Raw genomic sequence first — 18,972 nt, 5'->3', positions numbered from 1 at the left:
TGGACATGGAAAAGACCATGTCCAGCCTAAATAAGATAAGAATCTTAGAAAATGATGAGCAAAAAAAGACAAATCCCAACTCAAATGAAGCATTTGAGTTGGGGTTTGTCGACAGTCTGAGACGAGTATGATCACTACTCGTCTTTTTTTATGTCGAAATCAATTTTATTCACTTAATGCTTGTTCTAAATCTTCCAGTAGGTCCTCGATATCTTCACAACCAATAGAAATGCGGATTAATCCATCTGTAATACCAAGTTCTTCTCTTCTTTCTTTTGGAATAGAAGCATGAGTCATTTTAGCTGGAACAGAAATTAAACTTTCAACTGCACCTAAACTTTCTGCTAATGTAAATAACTTTATTTTCCTTAATAATTGATCAGCTTTTTCAGCACTACCAACATCAAAGCTAATCATCCCACCGAAACCACGAGATTGCGTTTTATGAATTTCATGACCAGGATGAGTATCTAAGCCTGGATAATATACTTTATGAACTGCTTTATGATTTACAAGAAATTGGGCAACACGATTTGTATTTTGTTCAATTTCTTCCATCCGTAGTGCTAATGTTTTAATGCCACGAATTAATAACCAAGAGTCATCCGGTCCTAATACGGCACCGACAGAATTTTGAATAAAATGCAGGTCCTTTGCCAATTGGTCTGAATTCACGACAACAACTCCTGCCACTACATCACTATGGCCACCTAAATATTTTGTTGCACTATGAACGACAATATCTGCGCCTAAATGAATGGGGTTTTGCCAATAAGGGGTTGCAAACGTATTATCTACGATTAAAAGTAAATCGTTAGCTTTAGCTATTTTGCTTACCCCTTTTAAATCTGTAATTTTTAATAATGGGTTCGTTGGAGTTTCTACATAAATCGCTTTTGTATTTGGTTTGATTGCTTTTTCAACATTTTTCAAATCACTTGAATCAACAAAACTAACATCAATATTAAACTTACTTAATACTTTTGTTGCAAGTCTGAACGTTCCACCATACACATCATCAGTTGCAATAATATGGTCACCGCTTGAAAATAATTGAAAAACGGATGTGATGGCTGCCATCCCTGAACTAAAAGCAAAACCGGCAACACCACCCTCGATATCACGAATTAAAGCTTCTAATGCTTCTCTTGTTGGATTTCCTGTCCGTGCATATTCATATTGAAAATTTCCTATTCCTTCTTGTTTAAATGTACTAGCATGGGAAACGGGGATAGAAACTGCTCCAGTGTTTTTATCGACCGATATTCCACCATGAATCATTAATGTTTTTTTTCGCACAATTCTTCCTCCTAATCGACCATGTTCTGACAAGCATTGTAATGATAAATATTCTGAGACAAATAACGTTCGCTACCATCAGGAAAAATAACGATGATATTGGATCCATTTGGTGCTTTTTCCGCTTCTTTTAATGCTGCAGCAAAGGCACAGCCAGATGAACTACCAACAAGCAGGCCCTCATTTCGGGCTAGTTCTTTTACTTGGCTAAACGCCTCTTTATCTGGAATTGTATATATTTTATCAAAATGTTCCTTGTTCATAAACTGTGGTAAAAATTCCATACCAATTCCTTCTGTATCATGTGGTCCCGGATCTCCACCATTAAGGATAGATCCTTCTGGTTCGACAATGACCGTTTTAATAGTAGGATTTTTTTCTTTGAAATAACGTGCACAACCAGAAAATGTGCCTCCACTACCTGCTCCCGCAACAAAAATATCAACTTTTCCTTCTAAATCATTATAGATTTCCGGTGCAAGTGTTTCATAATAGGTTATTGGATTTGCTTCATTTTCAAACTGCAATGGACAATAGGAATCAGGGATCTCTTTTTCTAATTCCTTAGCCTTTTCAATCGCACCAGCCATTCCTTTTTCAGTTGGCGTATGGATAATTTTCGCACCTAAAGCTTCCATTAATATTTGTTTTTCTACACTAAATTTTTCAGGAACAACAAAGATAACGTTAATATTTGTATGAATAGCAGCAAGTGCTAATCCTATTCCTGTGTTTCCAGCAGTTGGTTCAATAATTGTGCCGTTCGGTGATATTTTCTTTTCTGTAATTGCCGTTTCTAATAACTTTTTCCCTAAGCGGTCTTTAACACTACCACCAGGATTTAAATATTCCAATTTTGCATAAATATTAACCCGATCTTTGTAAGGGTGTTTGCAAATTTTTACAAGAGGGGTGCGACCAATTGCTTGTTTAATATTTTCAAAAACAGCCATAAATACTCATCCTTTTATGCGAAAATTTCTTTCCATTCATCCTTTTTAGAAAGCATTTTACGAGCAATCTCTTGAGCTCCTTCAAGACTATGACTCTCTGCCCATCCACATTGTACTGGATTACAAGCTGGAACTTCCGTAGCATTCACAACATCAGTTAATGTTTTTTCTAACAGTTCTAAAAATGCATCATAATCTCCATCATTAATAACAGAAATATAAAATCCTGTTTGACAACCCATCGGACTCACATCAAAAATTGTATCATGGTGATTTCGAATATGTTCTGCCATCATATGTTCTAATGAATGTAAAGCTGGCATTTCCATATGTTCTTTATTTGGCTGACAAAAACGGACATCGTATTTATAAATTTTGTCTCCATTTATTCCTTCACTAACGCTTGCTAATCGAACATAAGGCGCTTTTACTTTTGTATGATCAAGATTAAAACTTTCTACATTCATTTTCTTCTTATCCATATTAATACCTCCAATAATAAATCCTACTATATTAGTATGATATCTTTCATTGGAATTGTAAAGGAAAATTCATTTTCAAAAATAACAAGATTTATCACATTTAATATTATTTGGAAAACAAAATGATTGACAATTTTTATTAAAATTCATACTATACAAGTAGGAATTATATGATTTATTGTATCATAAGTATACAAAATCTTCAGCAAAACTTGAGTAACGTCAATTGTTATTAATTAAAATGATGGAGGTTTGACCATGGGTAGAGAATTTGATCAATTATTTGATGAATGGGCATTGACATATGATGATACCGTCGATGGAAAGGACGAACAATATAAAGAAGTATTCTCAAAGTATGAATATATATTAAATACTGTAGCTCGGAAAGCAAAGGGAACCGTTTTAGAGTTCGGGGTTGGTACTGGGAACTTGACAAAGAAATTAATTGAAAAAGGGCATCGCGTCGTCGGAATCGAACCTTCTAAAGAAATGCGTACAATCGCAAAACAAAAGATACCTTCACTTGATGTTTACGACGGAGATTTTTTACTTTTTCCAAAAATTGATGAATCTATTCAAACAATTGTTAGCTCCTATGCCTTTCATCATTTAACTGATGAGGAAAAGGAAAAGGCGTTTGCATTATATGCTTCTTTATTACAAACAGGAGAAAAGATTGTATTTGCTGATACAATGTTTGAGAATGAAGAAGCAAGGAACATTATTATAAATTGGGCAAAAGAAAAAAACTACGATCGTTTAGTCGAAGATTTACAAACCGAATACTACACGTATATTTCAATTTTAAAAGACATACTAATAAAAAATAATTTTACTGTAACTTTTCAACAAATGAACAAGTTTGTCTGGATACTTGAAGCGATAAAAAAATAATCCGTTCTGTTAAACTGTCTTAATTTTTGTTTAAGACAGTTTCTTTTTCATCTTTTCACTGTTTTCGTTATAATAAAATAACCGTGCAATTACATACAATTGGAGACACTTTAGATGACTGAACGATTATTTTATACGAATCCAAAAATTTATGAATGGGAAACCGAGATAACCGATGTGTTTCAGTATAATGATTTTTATTATGTCACATTAAAAGAAACAGCCTTTTATCCAGGAGGTGGTGGTCAACCGGCGGATTTAGGGTGGATTGATAGTTACAAAGTTGTTGATTGTATAAAACGAGATAACGAAGTTTATCATGTTTTAAAAGAAAAGCCTGAAGAAAAAATGGTCCATTGTAAAATTGATCAGTATCGTCGCATTGATCATACCCAACATCATTCTGGTCAACATTTATTATCAGCCGTTTGTCTTAATTTATTTGATGTTAATACAATCTCCTTTCATTTAAGTCATGAAACAGCTACTGTCGATTTAGACGTTTCATCTCTTACTCAGGAACAACTCCATCAAATTGAACAAACCGTAAATGAACATATTATTGCTAATCATAAAGTTAATGTTTTTTATATTAATCGTGATGATGCTGTCCATTATAATATCCGAAAAATTCCAAAGGACATTGATCGTCTCAGAATTGTTCAAATTGAAAATGTTGAATACACAATGCTTGTGCCGGTACCCATGTCCAATCTACAAGTGAAATTGGATTGTTAAAGCTATTAAAAACTGAGAAAATAAAAGGAAAAATTCGATTATATTTTATTTGTGGTTTACGTCTCTTAAAGGATTATAACGAAAAACATCAATTAGTTACAGAATTAACAAAAACGCTTACTACCGGTCAAGCGTTATTAATCCATCAAGTGGTTAAAATGAAACAAGATAAAAATGAAAAAGAGCGAAAATACGTATCCCTTTTCAATCAATATGCAGAGTTATTAAGTAAACAATTAGTTAAAGAACAAGGAAAAGAGAAAGTGTTTCAAATTTATCAAAATCATAGCATTAAAGAACTAAACATCTTAAGCGAAAAATTAATAAAAAATGGTGTTGAGTTTATTGTTTTAGCTACAAAAGAGGAAAATAAATTAATCATTTCACAAAACGGGAATCTTGCTATCCATTGCGGAAAAATGGTTAAGGAATTGGCTGGAAAATTGACTGGTAAAGGCGGAGGTAATGAAAACAAAGCTCAATGTTCTTTTCCTAACGGACAAACCTTGGAACAATTTTTTCTATATTTAAAAAATACATTTTAAATGAACGTAACAATCCCCAGAATTAAATTTAATATGCTTCTGGGGAGTTTGTTTTACATTACAATATCATTTAATTTGTAGAATTCGATCGTTGTTCTTTCAGTAAATCACGAATTTCTGTTAATAATTTTTCTTCTTGTGTTAATTCATTATCATCACTAGCTTCCTCTTGAGCCTCTTTTTCTCGCAATTTTTTCAGTTTATTATATGCCTTTATTACAATAAATAAGGAAAATCCAATGATTAAAAAGTCAACAATGGTTTGGATAAAAGCACCATATTTAATATTTCCTATTGTTAGGTGGGCAAATGTCTCCTTACCAACAACATAACCAAAAATAGGCATTATAATATCATTTACTAAGGATGTTACAATTTTATTAAATGCCGTACCGATTAAAACACCGATTGCTAGATCCATTACATTTCCCTTCATAGCAAATTCTCTAAACTCTCTCCACATTTCAATCATCCCTTCAAAAAGAAATTTAATGCAATTATTATTCCATATAATACCGTAATGTTAATAGGTATTATGTACTAATTTTTTTAAAAAAACGTGATATGACATTTTTTGGCAAACTAAGAAAAGGTTTACTGCTTTCAGTTGATCTATTCATATCCATAGACAAGTATTTGTTTTTTACGCATATGGTAATAGTAGACAAGCAATAAGGGGAGGATATCATGAATCAATTTTTTATTATTAATAGTAGGAAAATTCCTAAGATTTTTTTATTGATTTTATGTGTAGTTGCAGCTTTTATTTGGTACAACTTTCAAATGAAAGTAGTCCCTGTTTCTAATGAAAATCAAACAAATAGAGAAATCCAAATGATTACAGGTGAATTTGTGACAGAAACGGCCGATGGTAAAAAAATTGAAGTTTATCGATTCGACCCAGGAACCATTTATTTGAAAAAAGGAGAAGAAGTGGATTTAAAAATTTTGGGTGTGAACGGAGATGAGCATACATTCCTCATAGAAAATACAGACATTAAAGGAAGGATTGAAAAAGGGAAAGAGACTATTGTTCCGTTACAATTTGATAAACCTGGTACTTACAGGCTCATTTGTATAACACATAAAGATAAAGAGAATAACGGACCTATGATTGCTTATATTATAGTGGATTGATGGATTATTCGGACCCGACTACTTAAATATAAACTTTTTCGAAGTCGGGTCGTTCCATTACGTATGTTAAAATTCTTCTATTTTTCAAGTAGACTGTCTACCGTTCCGTCCATAAAATTGTTTAGAAATTGGTCATACGTTTCATTTAAACCTTGTTGTACTTCATCCTTTTTTTTGTTCCCTTTCATACTTGGCTCAAAATGTAAACCAGCTAAATTTTTCGAATCAAAATGATTCATTTGGCTCACTCCTTTACATGTTTACAATATTTTCTCAGTAAGTTTCATAAAATATGTGAACAGCACCTTAGAAAATATTGTTAATAATGTATGTAAAGAAGATTTATTCGATTTCCTTTAATACTTTACCAATAACTTTAGATAATTGACTCGCTACAATCGAACGTTCATTTTCTTCTTTTACTAATATGTCTGCACATCGACCATGTAAATAAACGGCGTTCGCCACAGCAGCTTTCATATTTTTCTCACTGCAAATGAACGCCAATAACATACCTACTAACGTATCGCCTGAACCACCTTTTGCTAATCCAGCATTCCCTGTCAGATTGATCAATCCTGTGCCATCTGGAAATGCAATTACGGTATGTGTACCTTTTAAAACAACAATGACTCCATGATCAGTAGCATATTGCTTTGCATATTCAATACGATTCTGCTGGATCTCATACGTACTAATATTTGTGAGTCGACTAAACTCACCAGGATGTGGTGTTATAATAATTGGTGCAGTTCTTTTCGGATAATTTCTTTTAATTAAAGCGCCTGCGTCAAGTATGACTGGAATCTCCGATTTCCATATTGTATCTAATGCTTGTTCAATTTTGACCTGTTCCGTTAATCCCGGTCCGATGGCAATCGCATGAATCCGCTCTGGAATTTTTCCTATTGCTAATTTGTCGAGTGCATCAAATGAAAACGTTGCCTCTGGTACATGTTGGGCAATAATATTTGAAGCAAATTTACTTGTGCCTACGATTAGTTTACCGATTCCCATCTTCAATGCTCCTTTGGCGGCTAAAACTGCACTGCCAGGCATTTCATCGGTGCCTGCAATAAGTAAACCTGTACCGAAAGTTCCTTTATGGGAATATGCATCTCTTTTGTGCAGTGTTTTCTTAACATCTTGCTCACTCCAAATTTTCCACTTTGAAGTTTGTGGTAGACCAATGTCAACATAATCAATCTTTCCGTAATATTTTCCCGAAGGTAATAAATATGCTGAAGGTTTCACACCATGGAGCGCAAATGTATAGTGAGCATGAAAAGCTAAGTCACATTGACCAGAATCTGATAAAACGCCTGTCGGCAAATCTACAGATATCTTTAAACCGCACTGTTCATTACACCATTCAACAACTTTTATATAAGTTTCCCTTAATGGTAATTTTGTCCCTACCCCGAGCATACAGTCAATGATGACATCATAATGATCGTCATTTATTTTCAGCGACCATGTGTACCCAATACTCTCATAATAACGTAAATGTTTTTTTGCCACATCACTTTTTGGACCTCCAAACGGAAAGACTAAGTCAACTAGAAATTGGTTTTGTTTTAAATATCTTGCTAATACAATTCCATCGCCACCATTATTTCCTGTACCACTTAAAATTAAAATTTTTTGATTCGGCTTAATTAATTTTTTTATTTTGTAATATAATCCCCTTCCTGCCGATTCCATTAACGTTTCAAGCGATAAACCATTTAAATTTGCTTTAGAATCTGCTTGGCGTATTTCCTTTTCTTTATAAATATACATTTTTATCACTCCTTTAAGAAAAGGGAATTTAAATTTAGTTTGAACACCTATATATAAAAAGAAAAATCCCTGACGAATCAGGAATTTTCTTCAGATTATGAATTCACTTCTTCAAAATATTCTTTATAGTATCCACCGATTTTTCCGGAATTGTCTACAACAAAAAGAAATTCTTCTGTTTCATTTTTAACATCATATATTTTTCCTACAGATAATACACTATTTACTTTATATTTTTTTGCATTTGTATGTATACATTTTACTTTTTTTAACGTTGCCCGTTTTGTCCACTCACTATGATTCATCTATATCACCTACCTATATACATTATAAAAATCGATAGGTATGAAAGCAATTTTTTTTATTTTTCTTTTATACCAATAAGTTCTTTTTTCAAACCTTTTTTCATCATCTTTGGTGACCATTTTGGTTCAGAGACAATTTTTACAGTAACCGATTTAACTCCATCAACTGTTGCAACAGCAAACTCGACTCCAGACTTTAACCATTCTTGTATTTGAGCACTTTCTGAAATACAAGTCATTTTAATCATCACATTTTTTTCTTCATCTACTGAGAGTTGATAAATATAGCCTAAATCAACAATACTGACACCAAATTCTGGATCAAATACAAAACTTAATTCTTCATATATCTTGTCCTCAATGTTCACTCAGGAAAACCTCCATAATTTAGTACACTCTTTTTACATTATATAAGATATTCAAAAAAATTTTAACGGTAACTTTAATAAAAAATGGATTCGAATCATTATTCCTGATTGTACAAGTTTTTCCATCAATTTAATTTTGATAAAAGTCTCATAATAGACATATAAACATAATGAATGGAGAAATCGCAAATGGATGTGACTGGAACTTTATGGGAAAAATACGAATCTGATGATGAGAAAAAGAAAAAGAAACGGAATCGAGAAATAGCGGAAAAACGATGGGCAATATTCTCGATCGCATCTATTCCGCTCGTTATGACATTAGGAAATTCAATGTTGATTCCAGTACTACCAATAATGGAGAGAGAACTTAATATCTCACCTTTTCAAACTAGTTTATTGATTACAGTATATTCCATTGTAGCCATTATTTTAATTCCAATTGCTGGTTACCTTTCAGATAAATGGAGTAGAAAAAAAGTGATTATACCAAGTTTAATTATCACCGGCATTGGAGGTCTTATTTCTGCGCTCGCTGCATGGTATTTGCAAAGTTTTTGGCTTATCCTAGTCGGTAGAATTCTTCAAGGGCTCGGTGCTGCCGGTGCCTTTCCAATAGTCCTACCTCTTGTAGGTGATATGTTCCGCAAACCTGAAAGTGTCAGCACATCACTTGGTATCGTTGAAACGGCCAATACGCTCGGTAAAGTATTAAGTCCGATTGCAGGGGCTTTTTTAGCGAGCATTGTTTGGTATTTACCATTTGTATCGATTCCAATCTTTTGTTTTATTTCCCTTTTAATGATGATCTTTTTAGTTAAAAGTCCGAATGTTAAAGACCCGCCTAATTTTAAACAGTTCTTAACTGAAACGAAAAAAACATTCAAATATAATAGTCGCTGGCTCAACTCGGTCTTTTTTATCGGCGGTATGCTTATGTTTATTTTGTTTGGTTTCTTGTTCTTCTTATCATCAAGATTGGAAATGGAATATGGTATAAATGGTGTTGGAAAAGGTTTAATTCTAGCAATTCCTCTTGGATCCTTGTGTTTATCTTCTTACATTACAGGTAAATTATTAAAGGATAGCAAAAAAGTAATGAAACGGTGGACTTTAGTTGGTCTATTTCTGATCGCTGGCAGTATTTGCGCCATCAGTTTCTTCCATAATCTTTGGATTAATATCGGGTTATTTTTTGTATCCGGTATTGGTATTGGAGTTGGTCTACCTTGTTTAGATGCATTAATTACTGAAGGAATTGAGGATGCTTCAAGGGGTACAATATCTTCATTTTATAGCTCCATGCGATTTATAGGGGTTGCTTTAGGCCCACCTATTATTGCCATATTATTAAAATATCCTGAACGATGGACTTTCTATATATTATCAGCTATGAGTGTCATATGTATCCTTGTTTGCATGATCGGTATTCGACCAGAAAAAAATTAATACTCTAAATCAAATATCCCCCTTACAGTAAACATTATAATAAAAAAGTCCAAATGATTACTGTAAGGGGGATGAAAGCTAAAAAATTCACACTTACTGGATAAACTGAACAGGTGTCATTGATTCATTAATTGCAAGCATATCATAATTGTTTTCCTGCAAATATTTGAGTAGTTTTTCCAGATGCTTAACTGTTGTTTTCCGGTCATGCATTAATATGACCATTGGTTCATTTTTGTCAAAAGATTCTAATTGATCGATTGTATGATTCACATATGAACCATCACCTAGTTTCCAATCCAAGCTATCGATATTCCAATCCCACATAATAAAACCTTCATTTTCCACCGCAAGAATATATTCAGGTGTCATGTGCGGAACAGAACCGTAAGGAACACGCATTAAATGACTTTCAACATCTGTCAATTCTTCCAAGGTGTTCTTAGCGACTGTCATTTCATTAACTATCGATTTACTCGATGCATATACTTTATTTTTATCATGTGTTACACTATGGACCCCAACGGAATGACCACGTTTAATCATTTCATTAATAACGTCCGGATATTGTTTCATATGTGGTTCCAACATAAAAAAGGTTGCTTTTGCATTATATTCATCAAGTAAATTAAGGATATCCATTGTGATATCTCGGGGACCATCATCAAATGTTAAATATACTTTTTTTTCACCAGTTGTATTTTGTTCTTTTTTTACCGTTTTTTTCTTTTTGGATTCGTCCTCTTTTAGTTTCTTTTCTCGTTCTTTTTTTGATTTCAGCATTTCTTCTGTATGTTCTGATTCAACAACATCCGCTTCCGTTAAATCTTCGGAGTTTTGTTTTTCAATATCAACTTCTTCTTCATTAGAGTTGGTATCTAATACAGATTGATCTGGCAATTTGTTGCTTTCTCCTTTTGCTTGATTCATCGATCCATCGTATACAAAAATAAAATAAAAACTTAAAGTTAAAAAAATTACACTAACCAAGACACCTAATTCTCTAAGACTCTTCTTTTTTCTTTCGTGCTTTTTAACTCTCGATTGTCTCATGCTGTCCCCCACATTTCCATCATACTACATATATAGACATTTTTTTCATAATAAAAGTTACATATATTTCAAGATTATGTAAAATTTCCCTATAAAATTATGAAACTAATATAATTGTAACGCAAAAGAAAGTAAAAATATAGGATGTTTTCAACAATTTTAATTTTTAATTTTTCTGATATTTTTTTAGAAATAAAAAAGGATGTCCTGTCGACATCCGCTACCTTTGTTGTGCACATTTTTATATAGGATCAATTTGAATGTTCACTTAAAGTATACTGTTTCATTTCGTTTTAATCAATGGAAAAAAACACCAAAATTCAAAAAATGATAGGTCTAATATATCCGTAATGGTGAGTATTAACGATCGTAAATAACTATCTAAATAAAAGAAGGCTGTATAAACAATCAACCTATTCTTTAGAATAGATGATCTATGTTTTATTACAGCCTTCATGCTATATTCTTTAGAGCATCTAAAGAATCTATAGTTTTTGTACATTAACGGCTTGTGGTCCGCGCTGACCTTCTTCTATATCAAAGCTCACACTTTGACCTTCTTCTAGTGTTTTGAAGCCTTCTCCTTGGATTGCTGAATAATGTACAAATACATCTGATCCATCCTCTTGTTGAATGAATCCAAATCCTTTCTCTGCATTAAACCATTTTACTGTTCCTGTTGCCATTTAAATCCTCCTAAATAAATAAAATGTGGAACCCTTTGTTCCATACATTTATTAGTATAATGAAAAAAATAAAATATAAACGTAAAATTTTAGGAAAATCTGCAAATTATTCTGTAATTCCCTTCATAAATGAATATTTTTTATAAAATTTGGCAATTTATAGATAGCATTGGTAAAGGGGGAAAGAAGGTGACTTTTATAAAAAAACAGATTCACCGAAAAGTAAAAGTTAAAAAGCGGCTATCTCAAGCAATACCGTTATCAAATAAATTAAAAAATAATATAGATTATTTTTCCTCCCTTTACAAGGACAGTAGTGACGTCATCTTTCGTTCATTTACTATTGGGAATACTGAAGCCGTTATCATTTACATTGAAGGTTTAAGCGATTTACAAAAACTTGATGAACTTGTTTTAGAAAATCTAATGAACCAGAATTCGGAAATGGCAGATGTTTTCGAGTCCTTAAAAAATAATATTCCCATTTCAAAATTAAAAAAAGTTCATACTTATAAAGCGTGTATTGATTCAATTTCTATTGGTAATCCGATTATATTAATCGATGGTCAAATTGATGCATATGTATTAGGAATTGAAAAATACGAAACCCGTCAAATAGAAGAGCCATCTGCAGAGACAGGAATTCGTGGACCAAGAGAGGGGTTTACAGAATCAATAAATATTAATACAGCTTTAATACGCCGTATTATAAAAGACCCTGCACTCAAAATGAAATCTGTAAATATTGGTAAGTATACAAAAACGAGAGTTATTATTGCTTATATTGAAGGGCTTGTAGATAACACGTTAATTAAAGAAATTGAAAATCGCTTAAAACGAATTAAAGTGGATGGTGTTTTAGAAGGCGGCTATATTGAACAATTTATAGAGGATAATCCGTATTCACCATTTCCTCAAGTTTTATATAGTGAACGTCCCGATGTTATTTCAGCAAACTTACTTGAAGGTCGTGCTGCTATATTAATTGATGGAAGTCCTCTTGCCCTAATAGCACCAGTAAGTTTCTTTAGTTTATTTCAGTCCCAAGAAGACTATTATGAGCGCTTTTTAATCGGGACATTAATACGTATTCTACGCTATGTGTTTTTAGGAGTGGCAATCTATTTCCCTTCTATCTATGTTGCAGTGACAACATTCCATCAAGAAATGATACCTATGGATTTAATGTTAAGCATTGCCTCTTCAAGAGAAGGGATTCCTTTTCCAGCTATTGTAGAGGCCTTTATAATGGAACTTGCTTTTGAAGCTCTAAGAGAAGCAGGATTACGTTTACCAAGACAAATTGGTTCAGCCGTTAGTATCGCAGGTGCACTAGTCATTGGTCAGGCAGCTGTACAAGCAGGTATTGTATCTGCACCTATGCTTATTGTCGTTAGTATCACCGGGATTTCATCTTTTTTAGTACCACGTTATTCAATAGGTCTTGCTATACGTTTACTAAGATTTCCTAATATTTTTATTGCTGGTTTTTTAGGATTAATTGGAGTAATGCTTTCATTTATTATTTTAATTATACATTTATCCAAATTAAGATCTTTTGGATTACCTTATTTAAGTCCAATCGTTACTTTACAAAAAAATGCTACTAGAGATACATTGTTTCGTTATCCATTATGGAAATTTAATTTAAGACCACATCTAACTGGTCAGTTTAACCCGAAAAGACAAAAAGATAACCTGAAACCTTCCAAAAGGGAAAAGCAATAGCTTTGTATTCAATATGTTGTCAAAATTGGAGTTGAATTTTTGCAATGATAGAAACTGGAAGAATAAATAAGAGTCAAGTTAGTTTTATCATGTTACCCACCACTATTGCAACTGCGATTCTCTCGATTCCTTCAATTGACGCAAAATTAGCAGGGCACGATATGTGGATGACACCAATTATAGGCTCATTGAATGGTTTCTTAACGGTGTTTATTGTTTGGAAACTCCATAAATTGTACCCAAATCAAACTCCTATACAATACTTTGAAAAAATTATTGGCAAATATGCTGGAAAATTAATGGGCTTAATTTTTGTATTATTTTATATCCAAGTATCTGGTATCATCATACGGGAATATACAGATTTCTTAAAAACAGAAGTCATGCCTCAAACTCCAGGAATCGTATTAGCGATATCGTTATTGTTTACCGCAGCTTTAGCTGTCCGTGGTGGTCTAGAAGTGATTGCTAGGACAGCAGTTATCTGCACGACACTTTATATGAGTACTTTGAGTGTTTTACTTCTTTTAATAAAAGACATTGATTTAAGTTATTTACTCCCTTTTATGGAAAATGGATTCATCCCTGTGTTAAAAGGTGCATTTGTGCATCAGTCATGGTTTAGTGAGTTTTTCCTTCTAGCATTTTTATTACCCTTCCTCAAAAATCAAAATGGAAGTTTAAAGACAGGGATTAAAACCGTCTTCTTGGTAATGGTAGATCTGATTATTGTTAATTTCTTTATCCTTACCATACTAGGAATGACTGCAGCAAACAAATTTTATCCCGTTTATACCATTATTAAATCCATATCTTTTTTAGGTTTTTTCCAAAATTTTGAAATTGCAGTAACAGCTTCATGGGTTTTAGGAAGCTTTGTTAAAGTTACTGTTTTTTTATATGCAGCTAGCATAGCCTTAGCACAATTGTTTCGACTAAACAATTATCAAATTATTGTCTACCCTCTTAGTTTGGTCATCCTGCATTTTAGTTATTGGGATATTCCAAGATTTGCTACATTAACTAATTTTATTTATAAAGTGTTACCATTTTATTTAGTGACCTTTCAAACAATTATCCCTCTTCTCCTACTTATTATAGCGCTATTGAGGAAAAGATGGGGTGAAAACTTTTCATGAAAAGAACGTTACTTGTGATACTGCTACCTGTATTCATCTTATCCGGTTGTTGGGACAGTATAGAGATCCAAAACCTTGCGATTATAACTGCAGCAGCAATTGATTCTGAGGAAAATCATAAAGTGAAAGTTTCTGTTCAAATATTTATACCTCGGACCATTACAAGTGGGGAATCTGGAGAAGATCCAAGCCTTGGTTCTACTTTTGTAAGAGAAGGGATTGGAAAGAACTTAGCTGAAGCAATTTCTGTATTGCAAACGAATATCCCTAGAAAATTGTTTTGGGGACAATGTAAAATTTTCATTTTTGGTCAAGATCTAGCAAAAACTGGTATACGAAAGGAACTGGACTTTTTAATCCGTCACCCCGCCCCAAGGATCAATTCTAATCTGTATGTAAGTGAAGGAAAAGCTTCTAATCTACTTAAGTTAATTCCTCCCTTAGAGCGATATTCTGGAGAAGTATTATCAAAATTTTCGCAGCATCAAGAAGTTGGGGTTGACACAACATTAAGCGATATCTCTAAAGACTTAACAGAAGCAAGTCAAAGTTTTTCTTTGCCTTATATTAAAAGATTGAAATCCGATGAATATGCACGTAAATCGTATGAAACAATTCCAACGATTGTAGGAACTGCTATTTTTAAAAAAGATAAAATGATTGGAAATATTGATTTAGAAGAAACAAGAGGACTCTTATGGTTATCAAGAAAAATACAAAAAAGTACTGTTTCCATAAAACCAGAAGAAAATGAAAATGAAGTAATAATGATGCCGACATCTGGAAGCGTCAGATTTAAGCCGCAAATTATTAATAACCAATGGATTATGAATATCCAAATTCAAGTTGCAGCTTCCATAATCCAAAATGAAACTTTCCTAAGTCTGCTTCAAGAAGATGTCATTACAAAACTTGAAAAAGGATTGGAAAATAAATTGCGTGACCGAATTAGTAAAACTTTAGAAAAGATTCAAAAAGAGTATCAAGCAGATGTCGTTGGTTTTGGTAGAAGATTTCATCAGAAATATCCAGAGCAATGGAAAAAGGTAAAAGATCATTGGGATGAAAAATTTCCTGAAGTGGATGTAAAACTTTCTGTTAACGCTACCATTAAAAGATCTGGTGACATTGGAGGTCCTGCAGCTTTACCTGAGGAAGAGGTGATCGAGAATTGAACTGGATGAATATTGTAATTTTTTGCACGTCTTCTCTCCTCATTCTTATTACAGATTGGAAGTTAATCAAAAAGGTTACGAAGCTTGAAAAAATATTATTTTCAATACTGCTTCTCCTTGCTTTAATTCCTACTTTTTTTAATCTAGATAATGTGCCTGGGCCCATTACTTTTATTGAATTATTATTTGGTGCATTTGGAAATTTTATGGAAGAACTTCCTTGAAAAAGAGCAGCCCAATAAAGAATGAATACATATTGGACAGCTCTTTTATTAAATACTTCAGACTTACGCTTGTTTTTTGACTTTCGCTTTTCTTTTTACTGTAGGTTTTGATTTCGTTTTAGATGTTCCTTTATTCATTGGTTTGGTCTTGTCTATGGATGCCTGTAAAGCAGTCATTAAATCTAATACCTTATCCGGTTTCTCCTTTTTATCTGGTGTCACCATTTGTTGCCCTTTTCGTTTTGATTCAATTAATTGCAATACCCTTTCTCGATATTCATCTTGATAATTTTCTGGATTAAACTCCGATGTTAATTGATCGATTAATAATATGGCCGTTTCTAACTCTTTGTCTGAAATTTGATTTGTTGTAGGTACATTGGGCACATCACTTACGTTTCTTACTTCATCCGGATAATGAATCGTTTCCATCACTAATGTATTTTGATAAACACGTATGACGGCCAACTGTTCCTTTGATCGAATAATAATTTTAGCAATACCAACTTTTTCTGTTTCTTCCAATGCCTTTCGTAATAGTGAATACGCTTTTATTCCCCCATCATTCGGTGATAAATAGTAACTTCGATTAAAATAGATCGGATCAATATCAGTCATTTTAACAAAATCGATAATCTCGACAGCTTTATCGTCTAGTTCTTTCTCTAAACTTTTCAATTCATCATCTTCAACAATAACAAATTTACCTTTCGTATATTCGTATCCTTTGACAATATCTTCATTCGATATTTCTTCTTCACAATTCGGACATACCTTTTCATATTTGATAGGTGTGTGACATTTTTTGTGAAGACTGCGAAATTTTACATCTTTATTTTCTGTTGCTGCATGGAGTTTTACCGGTATATTGACAAGTCCAAAACTAATACTTCCTTTCCACATTGTATGCATCATCATCCATCCTTTCTTATTAATACTATGAATAGTAATGAATATCTCATACGTATAGAAATTTGGTAATTTATCTTTTTTTAATAAGCTTGGGTTTATGAGACAAGCTAAAAATAGGTGATAAAAAATGAAGGCAATGTTACCTACCCTTTCCTTTGAAATTCCTAAAGGCAATGATTGGGTATATGAAACGAAATATGACGGTTTTCGCGCATTTCTAATTATAGAAGATGATGAGATTCAATTAATGAGTAGGAATGGTAAAAGTTTATTAAAACAGTTTCCTGAGGCATTAGCTTTTTACAAGCATTACAAAAATCAACTCCAACAATATGTTCCACTTATTTTAGACGGCGAATTAACCATTCTTGAAAATCCTTATAAAAGTAACTTTTTTGCAATGCAAAAACGAGGACGTTTACGATCTGAACAAAAAATTTCCGATTCTTTTGTGAAAAATCCCGCAATATATATGGCATTTGATTTATTACAGTTGAATGGAAAGAATATAACCAATAAATCATTATTCGAACGAAAAAAAAGACTAAAAAATCTGTTACAAAACTTAAAGCTGCCGCTCCATCCCAATGAAACCAATCAAGCCTTTGTGCAGTATGTACCCTATCAAAATCATTTTGATAACCTGTGGAAAAAAATTAAACAATGGGATGGCGAAGGCGTAATTGCAAAAAATATTACGAGCAAATGGGAAGAAGGAAAACGAACAACGAATTGGATTAAATATAAAAATTGGAAAAAGATACACTGTTTTATTACAAAATATGATAAAGTGAACGGTTATTTTCACGTCGCTGTATATAATAATAAAGAAATTTATCCAATCGGACTTTTTAAACATGGTTTAAGTCAAGAAGAACATCATGTGTTAGTTCGTATCATGGAGAAAAACGCAAAAAGGATAACTCCACATTCGATCACAATGGATCCGGCCATATGTATTGAATTATTTTATTTACAATATTATGAAGAGACCTTAAGAGAACCCTATTTTTCTAAGTTCTTACTCGAGGAAAAACCTGCGAATTGCACCTTCGAGCAATTGTTTGAAATCCAACCTGCTGTAGAAATCGAAATTACCCATCCAGAAAAACCGTTATGGAAAAAAATCGAAATAAATAAAAAAGATTACATTTCATATTTAAAGCAAATCTATCCTTATATAGCACCTTTTTTAGCCAATCGTACATTAACCGTTATTCGCTATCCACACGGCATATTTGGTGAACCTTTTTATCAAAAAAATTGCCCTGATTATGCGCCTGAATTTGTCGACACCTATCATCAAGATGGAATTCAATACATTGTTTGTAATCATTTTGAGACATTCCTCTGGTTAGGGAATCAGTTAGCAATTGAGTTTCACATACCTTTTCATACAATTGATAAAAACAACCCTACAGAAATTGTCATTGATCTAGATCCTCCAAGTAAACAAGAATTTTCTTGGGCAGTTGAAGCGGCAAATTATATTAAAGAAGAATTCGTTGATAAACTAGGATTAAAAAGTTTCCTGAAGGTTTCTGGTAATCGTGGATTACAAATTTATTTTCCTGTTTCAGGTAATCATATAACATGGGAGGATGCCCACCTTTTTACACAATTTATAGCGAAATTTCTCATTGCAAAAAATGAAGCTCATTTTACAATCGAGCGTATGAAGAAAAAGCGAGGTCATCGTCTTTATGTTGATTATATACAACATGCAGAAGGTAAAACTATAATCGCTCCATTTTCCGTTCGAGGTAATGAAAATGCAGGAGTAGCAGCACCCATCGATTGGGAGGAGCTTTCTCAAATTTCTGATCCTGATAGCATTTCAATATTTAACATGGTCGAGCGGTTAAGAACGAAAGGAAATCCCTTTGCCAACTTTTTCCAAGTAAATAATGATGAAGCGTTATTACAAATTATCCAATTTTTAAAAAGGAAGAGTTAAGCATCTCTTATACATTTCACAAAAAGGGGCTGTCCGAAAAGTCAATTTTTAATTGACCTTCGGTCTAGCCCTTTTGCTATTTAATGGTACAAAAAAATCGTCCTTTTTTGTAGAATGAAGTTGACGAGACAACATTCAACAGA

At 32.8% G+C, this 18,972-nt stretch carries 21 protein-coding genes; 10 read left to right on the top strand and 11 right to left on the bottom strand.

Going from position 1 to position 18,972, the window contains the following annotated elements; all coding sequences use genetic code 11:
• Positions 1-165: 165 nt before the first annotated feature.
• The 3 genes from OEV82_RS14015 to OEV82_RS14005 are packed head-to-tail and all read right to left on the bottom strand — an operon-like array spanning position 166 to position 2,734.
• A complete protein-coding gene (locus OEV82_RS14015; protein WP_173658612.1) occupies positions 166-1,299 on the bottom strand; it encodes a bifunctional cystathionine gamma-lyase/homocysteine desulfhydrase in 1,134 nt (377 codons plus the stop codon).
• An 11-nt stretch (positions 1,300-1,310) separates the two neighbouring features.
• Positions 1,311-2,252, bottom strand: a complete 942-nt coding sequence (locus OEV82_RS14010; protein WP_173658611.1) for a PLP-dependent cysteine synthase family protein — start codon at positions 2,250-2,252, stop codon at positions 1,311-1,313.
• Positions 2,253-2,266: 14 nt separating this feature from the next.
• Positions 2,267-2,734 carry an S-ribosylhomocysteine lyase gene (locus OEV82_RS14005; protein ID WP_173658610.1) on the bottom strand — a complete coding sequence of 156 codons (468 nt, stop codon included), beginning with the start codon at positions 2,732-2,734 and terminating at the stop codon, positions 2,267-2,269.
• A gap of 258 nt (positions 2,735-2,992) precedes the next feature.
• Here OEV82_RS14005 and OEV82_RS14000 point away from each other — a divergent pair, with 258 nt between their 5' ends.
• The 3 genes from OEV82_RS14000 to OEV82_RS13990 all read left to right on the top strand — a co-directional run bounded on the left by OEV82_RS14000 (position 2,993) and on the right by OEV82_RS13990 (position 4,914).
• Positions 2,993-3,631, top strand: coding sequence for a class I SAM-dependent DNA methyltransferase (locus OEV82_RS14000; RefSeq protein ID WP_173658609.1), 639 nt, complete (start codon positions 2,993-2,995; stop codon positions 3,629-3,631).
• Between the two features lie 114 nt (positions 3,632-3,745).
• Complete coding sequence (locus OEV82_RS13995) at positions 3,746-4,369, top strand: alanyl-tRNA editing protein (protein ID WP_263062234.1); 624 nt, start codon at positions 3,746-3,748, stop codon at positions 4,367-4,369.
• Complete coding sequence (locus tag OEV82_RS13990) at positions 4,312-4,914, top strand: DHHA1 domain-containing protein (protein WP_317634321.1); 603 nt, start codon at positions 4,312-4,314, stop codon at positions 4,912-4,914. Before OEV82_RS13995 ends, OEV82_RS13990 begins: the two co-directional genes overlap by 58 nt.
• A gap of 70 nt (positions 4,915-4,984) precedes the next feature.
• On the opposite strand, the gene mscL is transcribed toward OEV82_RS13990, so the two are convergent.
• Positions 4,985-5,377 carry a large conductance mechanosensitive channel protein MscL gene (mscL, locus tag OEV82_RS13985; RefSeq protein ID WP_173658607.1) on the bottom strand — a complete coding sequence of 131 codons (393 nt, stop codon included), beginning with the start codon at positions 5,375-5,377 and terminating at the stop codon, positions 4,985-4,987.
• 224 nt (positions 5,378-5,601) lie between these two features.
• Between mscL and OEV82_RS13980 the strand changes: the two genes are divergently transcribed.
• Positions 5,602-6,051, top strand: coding sequence for a cupredoxin domain-containing protein (locus OEV82_RS13980; protein ID WP_263062233.1), 450 nt, complete (start codon positions 5,602-5,604; stop codon positions 6,049-6,051).
• Positions 6,052-6,128: 77 nt separating this feature from the next.
• On the opposite strand, the gene OEV82_RS13975 is transcribed toward OEV82_RS13980, so the two are convergent.
• The 4 genes from OEV82_RS13975 to OEV82_RS13960 all read right to left on the bottom strand — a co-directional run bounded on the left by OEV82_RS13975 (position 6,129) and on the right by OEV82_RS13960 (position 8,506).
• Positions 6,129-6,290, bottom strand: a complete 162-nt coding sequence (locus tag OEV82_RS13975; RefSeq protein WP_173658605.1) for a YozQ family protein — start codon at positions 6,288-6,290, stop codon at positions 6,129-6,131.
• Between the two features lie 103 nt (positions 6,291-6,393).
• The gene (locus OEV82_RS13970; RefSeq protein ID WP_263062232.1) at positions 6,394-7,833 is read right to left on the bottom strand and encodes an NAD(P)H-hydrate dehydratase; all 1,440 of its coding nucleotides are present in this window, start codon (positions 7,831-7,833) and stop codon (positions 6,394-6,396) included.
• A gap of 95 nt (positions 7,834-7,928) precedes the next feature.
• Positions 7,929-8,138 carry a DUF6501 family protein gene (locus OEV82_RS13965; protein WP_173658603.1) on the bottom strand — a complete coding sequence of 70 codons (210 nt, stop codon included), beginning with the start codon at positions 8,136-8,138 and terminating at the stop codon, positions 7,929-7,931.
• 56 nt (positions 8,139-8,194) lie between these two features.
• Complete coding sequence (locus OEV82_RS13960; RefSeq protein WP_263062231.1) at positions 8,195-8,506, bottom strand: metal-sulfur cluster assembly factor; 312 nt, start codon at positions 8,504-8,506, stop codon at positions 8,195-8,197.
• Between the two features lie 189 nt (positions 8,507-8,695).
• Here OEV82_RS13960 and OEV82_RS13955 point away from each other — a divergent pair, with 189 nt between their 5' ends.
• Positions 8,696-9,955, top strand: coding sequence for an MFS transporter (locus tag OEV82_RS13955; protein ID WP_173658236.1), 1,260 nt, complete (start codon positions 8,696-8,698; stop codon positions 9,953-9,955).
• 93 nt (positions 9,956-10,048) lie between these two features.
• Here the strand turns inward: OEV82_RS13955 and OEV82_RS13950 are convergent, their stop codons facing one another.
• A complete protein-coding gene (locus OEV82_RS13950; RefSeq protein WP_263062230.1) occupies positions 10,049-11,008 on the bottom strand; it encodes a polysaccharide deacetylase family protein in 960 nt (319 codons plus the stop codon).
• A 485-nt stretch (positions 11,009-11,493) separates the two neighbouring features.
• Entirely contained in the window at positions 11,494-11,694 is a 201-nt protein-coding gene (locus OEV82_RS13945; protein WP_161920053.1) for a cold-shock protein, read from the bottom strand.
• 189 nt (positions 11,695-11,883) lie between these two features.
• On the opposite strand from OEV82_RS13945, the gene OEV82_RS13940 reads away from it, so the two are divergent.
• Genes OEV82_RS13940 through OEV82_RS13925 form a run of 4 tightly spaced genes read left to right on the top strand, consistent with a single transcriptional unit; the run spans position 11,884 to position 15,960 of the window.
• A complete protein-coding gene (locus tag OEV82_RS13940; protein WP_263062229.1) occupies positions 11,884-13,422 on the top strand; it encodes a spore germination protein in 1,539 nt (512 codons plus the stop codon).
• Positions 13,423-13,466: 44 nt separating this feature from the next.
• Positions 13,467-14,561: a GerAB/ArcD/ProY family transporter gene (locus OEV82_RS13935; protein ID WP_263062228.1), complete on the top strand. Its 1,095-nt coding sequence runs from the start codon at positions 13,467-13,469 to the stop codon at positions 14,559-14,561.
• Positions 14,558-15,736: a Ger(x)C family spore germination protein gene (locus OEV82_RS13930; RefSeq protein ID WP_173658240.1), complete on the top strand. Its 1,179-nt coding sequence runs from the start codon at positions 14,558-14,560 to the stop codon at positions 15,734-15,736. The genes OEV82_RS13935 and OEV82_RS13930 overlap by 4 nt, the downstream gene beginning before the upstream one ends.
• Positions 15,733-15,960, top strand: a complete 228-nt coding sequence (locus OEV82_RS13925) for a hypothetical protein (protein WP_263062227.1) — start codon at positions 15,733-15,735, stop codon at positions 15,958-15,960. Before OEV82_RS13930 ends, OEV82_RS13925 begins: the two co-directional genes overlap by 4 nt.
• A 63-nt stretch (positions 15,961-16,023) precedes the next feature.
• On the opposite strand, the gene ku is transcribed toward OEV82_RS13925, so the two are convergent.
• On the bottom strand, positions 16,024-16,872 hold the full coding sequence (gene ku, locus OEV82_RS13920; protein WP_173658242.1) for a non-homologous end joining protein Ku: 849 nt from the start codon (positions 16,870-16,872) through the stop codon (positions 16,024-16,026).
• 127 nt (positions 16,873-16,999) lie between these two features.
• On the opposite strand from ku, the gene OEV82_RS13915 reads away from it, so the two are divergent.
• Positions 17,000-18,829, top strand: coding sequence for a DNA ligase D (locus OEV82_RS13915; RefSeq protein WP_173658243.1), 1,830 nt, complete (start codon positions 17,000-17,002; stop codon positions 18,827-18,829).
• Positions 18,830-18,972: the final 143 nt, after the last annotated feature.

The organism is Pallidibacillus thermolactis (genome assembly GCF_025660415.1).
Classification (GTDB): Bacteria; Bacillota; Bacilli; order Bacillales; family Caldibacillaceae; genus Pallidibacillus; species Pallidibacillus thermolactis.
Note: the sequence above shows the minus strand (reverse complement) of the source record. Positions and strands in the feature narration are given on the sequence as shown.

Bases quoted from the DNA above. Each gene is read 5' to 3' on its own strand.
- OEV82_RS14010 (WP_173658611.1), bottom strand. From the start codon at position 2,252: ATGGCTGTTTTTGAAAATATTAAACAAGCAATTGGTCGCACCCCTCTT.
- OEV82_RS14005 (WP_173658610.1), bottom strand. From the start codon at position 2,734: ATGGATAAGAAGAAAATGAATGTAGAAAGTTTTAATCTTGATCATACA.
- OEV82_RS14000 (WP_173658609.1), top strand. From the start codon at position 2,993: ATGGGTAGAGAATTTGATCAATTATTTGATGAATGGGCATTGACATAT.
- OEV82_RS13995 (WP_263062234.1), top strand. From the start codon at position 3,746: ATGACTGAACGATTATTTTATACGAATCCAAAAATTTATGAATGGGAA.
- mscL (WP_173658607.1), bottom strand. From the start codon at position 5,377: ATGTGGAGAGAGTTTAGAGAATTTGCTATGAAGGGAAATGTAATGGAT.
- OEV82_RS13980 (WP_263062233.1), top strand. From the start codon at position 5,602: ATGAATCAATTTTTTATTATTAATAGTAGGAAAATTCCTAAGATTTTT.
- OEV82_RS13975 (WP_173658605.1), bottom strand. From the start codon at position 6,290: ATGAATCATTTTGATTCGAAAAATTTAGCTGGTTTACATTTTGAGCCA.
- OEV82_RS13970 (WP_263062232.1), bottom strand. From the start codon at position 7,833: ATGTATATTTATAAAGAAAAGGAAATACGCCAAGCAGATTCTAAAGCA.
- OEV82_RS13965 (WP_173658603.1), bottom strand. From the start codon at position 8,138: ATGAATCATAGTGAGTGGACAAAACGGGCAACGTTAAAAAAAGTAAAA.
- OEV82_RS13955 (WP_173658236.1), top strand. From the start codon at position 8,696: ATGGATGTGACTGGAACTTTATGGGAAAAATACGAATCTGATGATGAG.
- OEV82_RS13950 (WP_263062230.1), bottom strand. From the start codon at position 11,008: ATGAGACAATCGAGAGTTAAAAAGCACGAAAGAAAAAAGAAGAGTCTT.
- OEV82_RS13945 (WP_161920053.1), bottom strand. From the start codon at position 11,694: ATGGCAACAGGAACAGTAAAATGGTTTAATGCAGAGAAAGGATTTGGA.
- OEV82_RS13935 (WP_263062228.1), top strand. From the start codon at position 13,467: ATGATAGAAACTGGAAGAATAAATAAGAGTCAAGTTAGTTTTATCATG.
- OEV82_RS13930 (WP_173658240.1), top strand. From the start codon at position 14,558: ATGAAAAGAACGTTACTTGTGATACTGCTACCTGTATTCATCTTATCC.
- ku (WP_173658242.1), bottom strand. From the start codon at position 16,872: ATGCATACAATGTGGAAAGGAAGTATTAGTTTTGGACTTGTCAATATA.
- OEV82_RS13915 (WP_173658243.1), top strand. From the start codon at position 17,000: ATGAAGGCAATGTTACCTACCCTTTCCTTTGAAATTCCTAAAGGCAAT.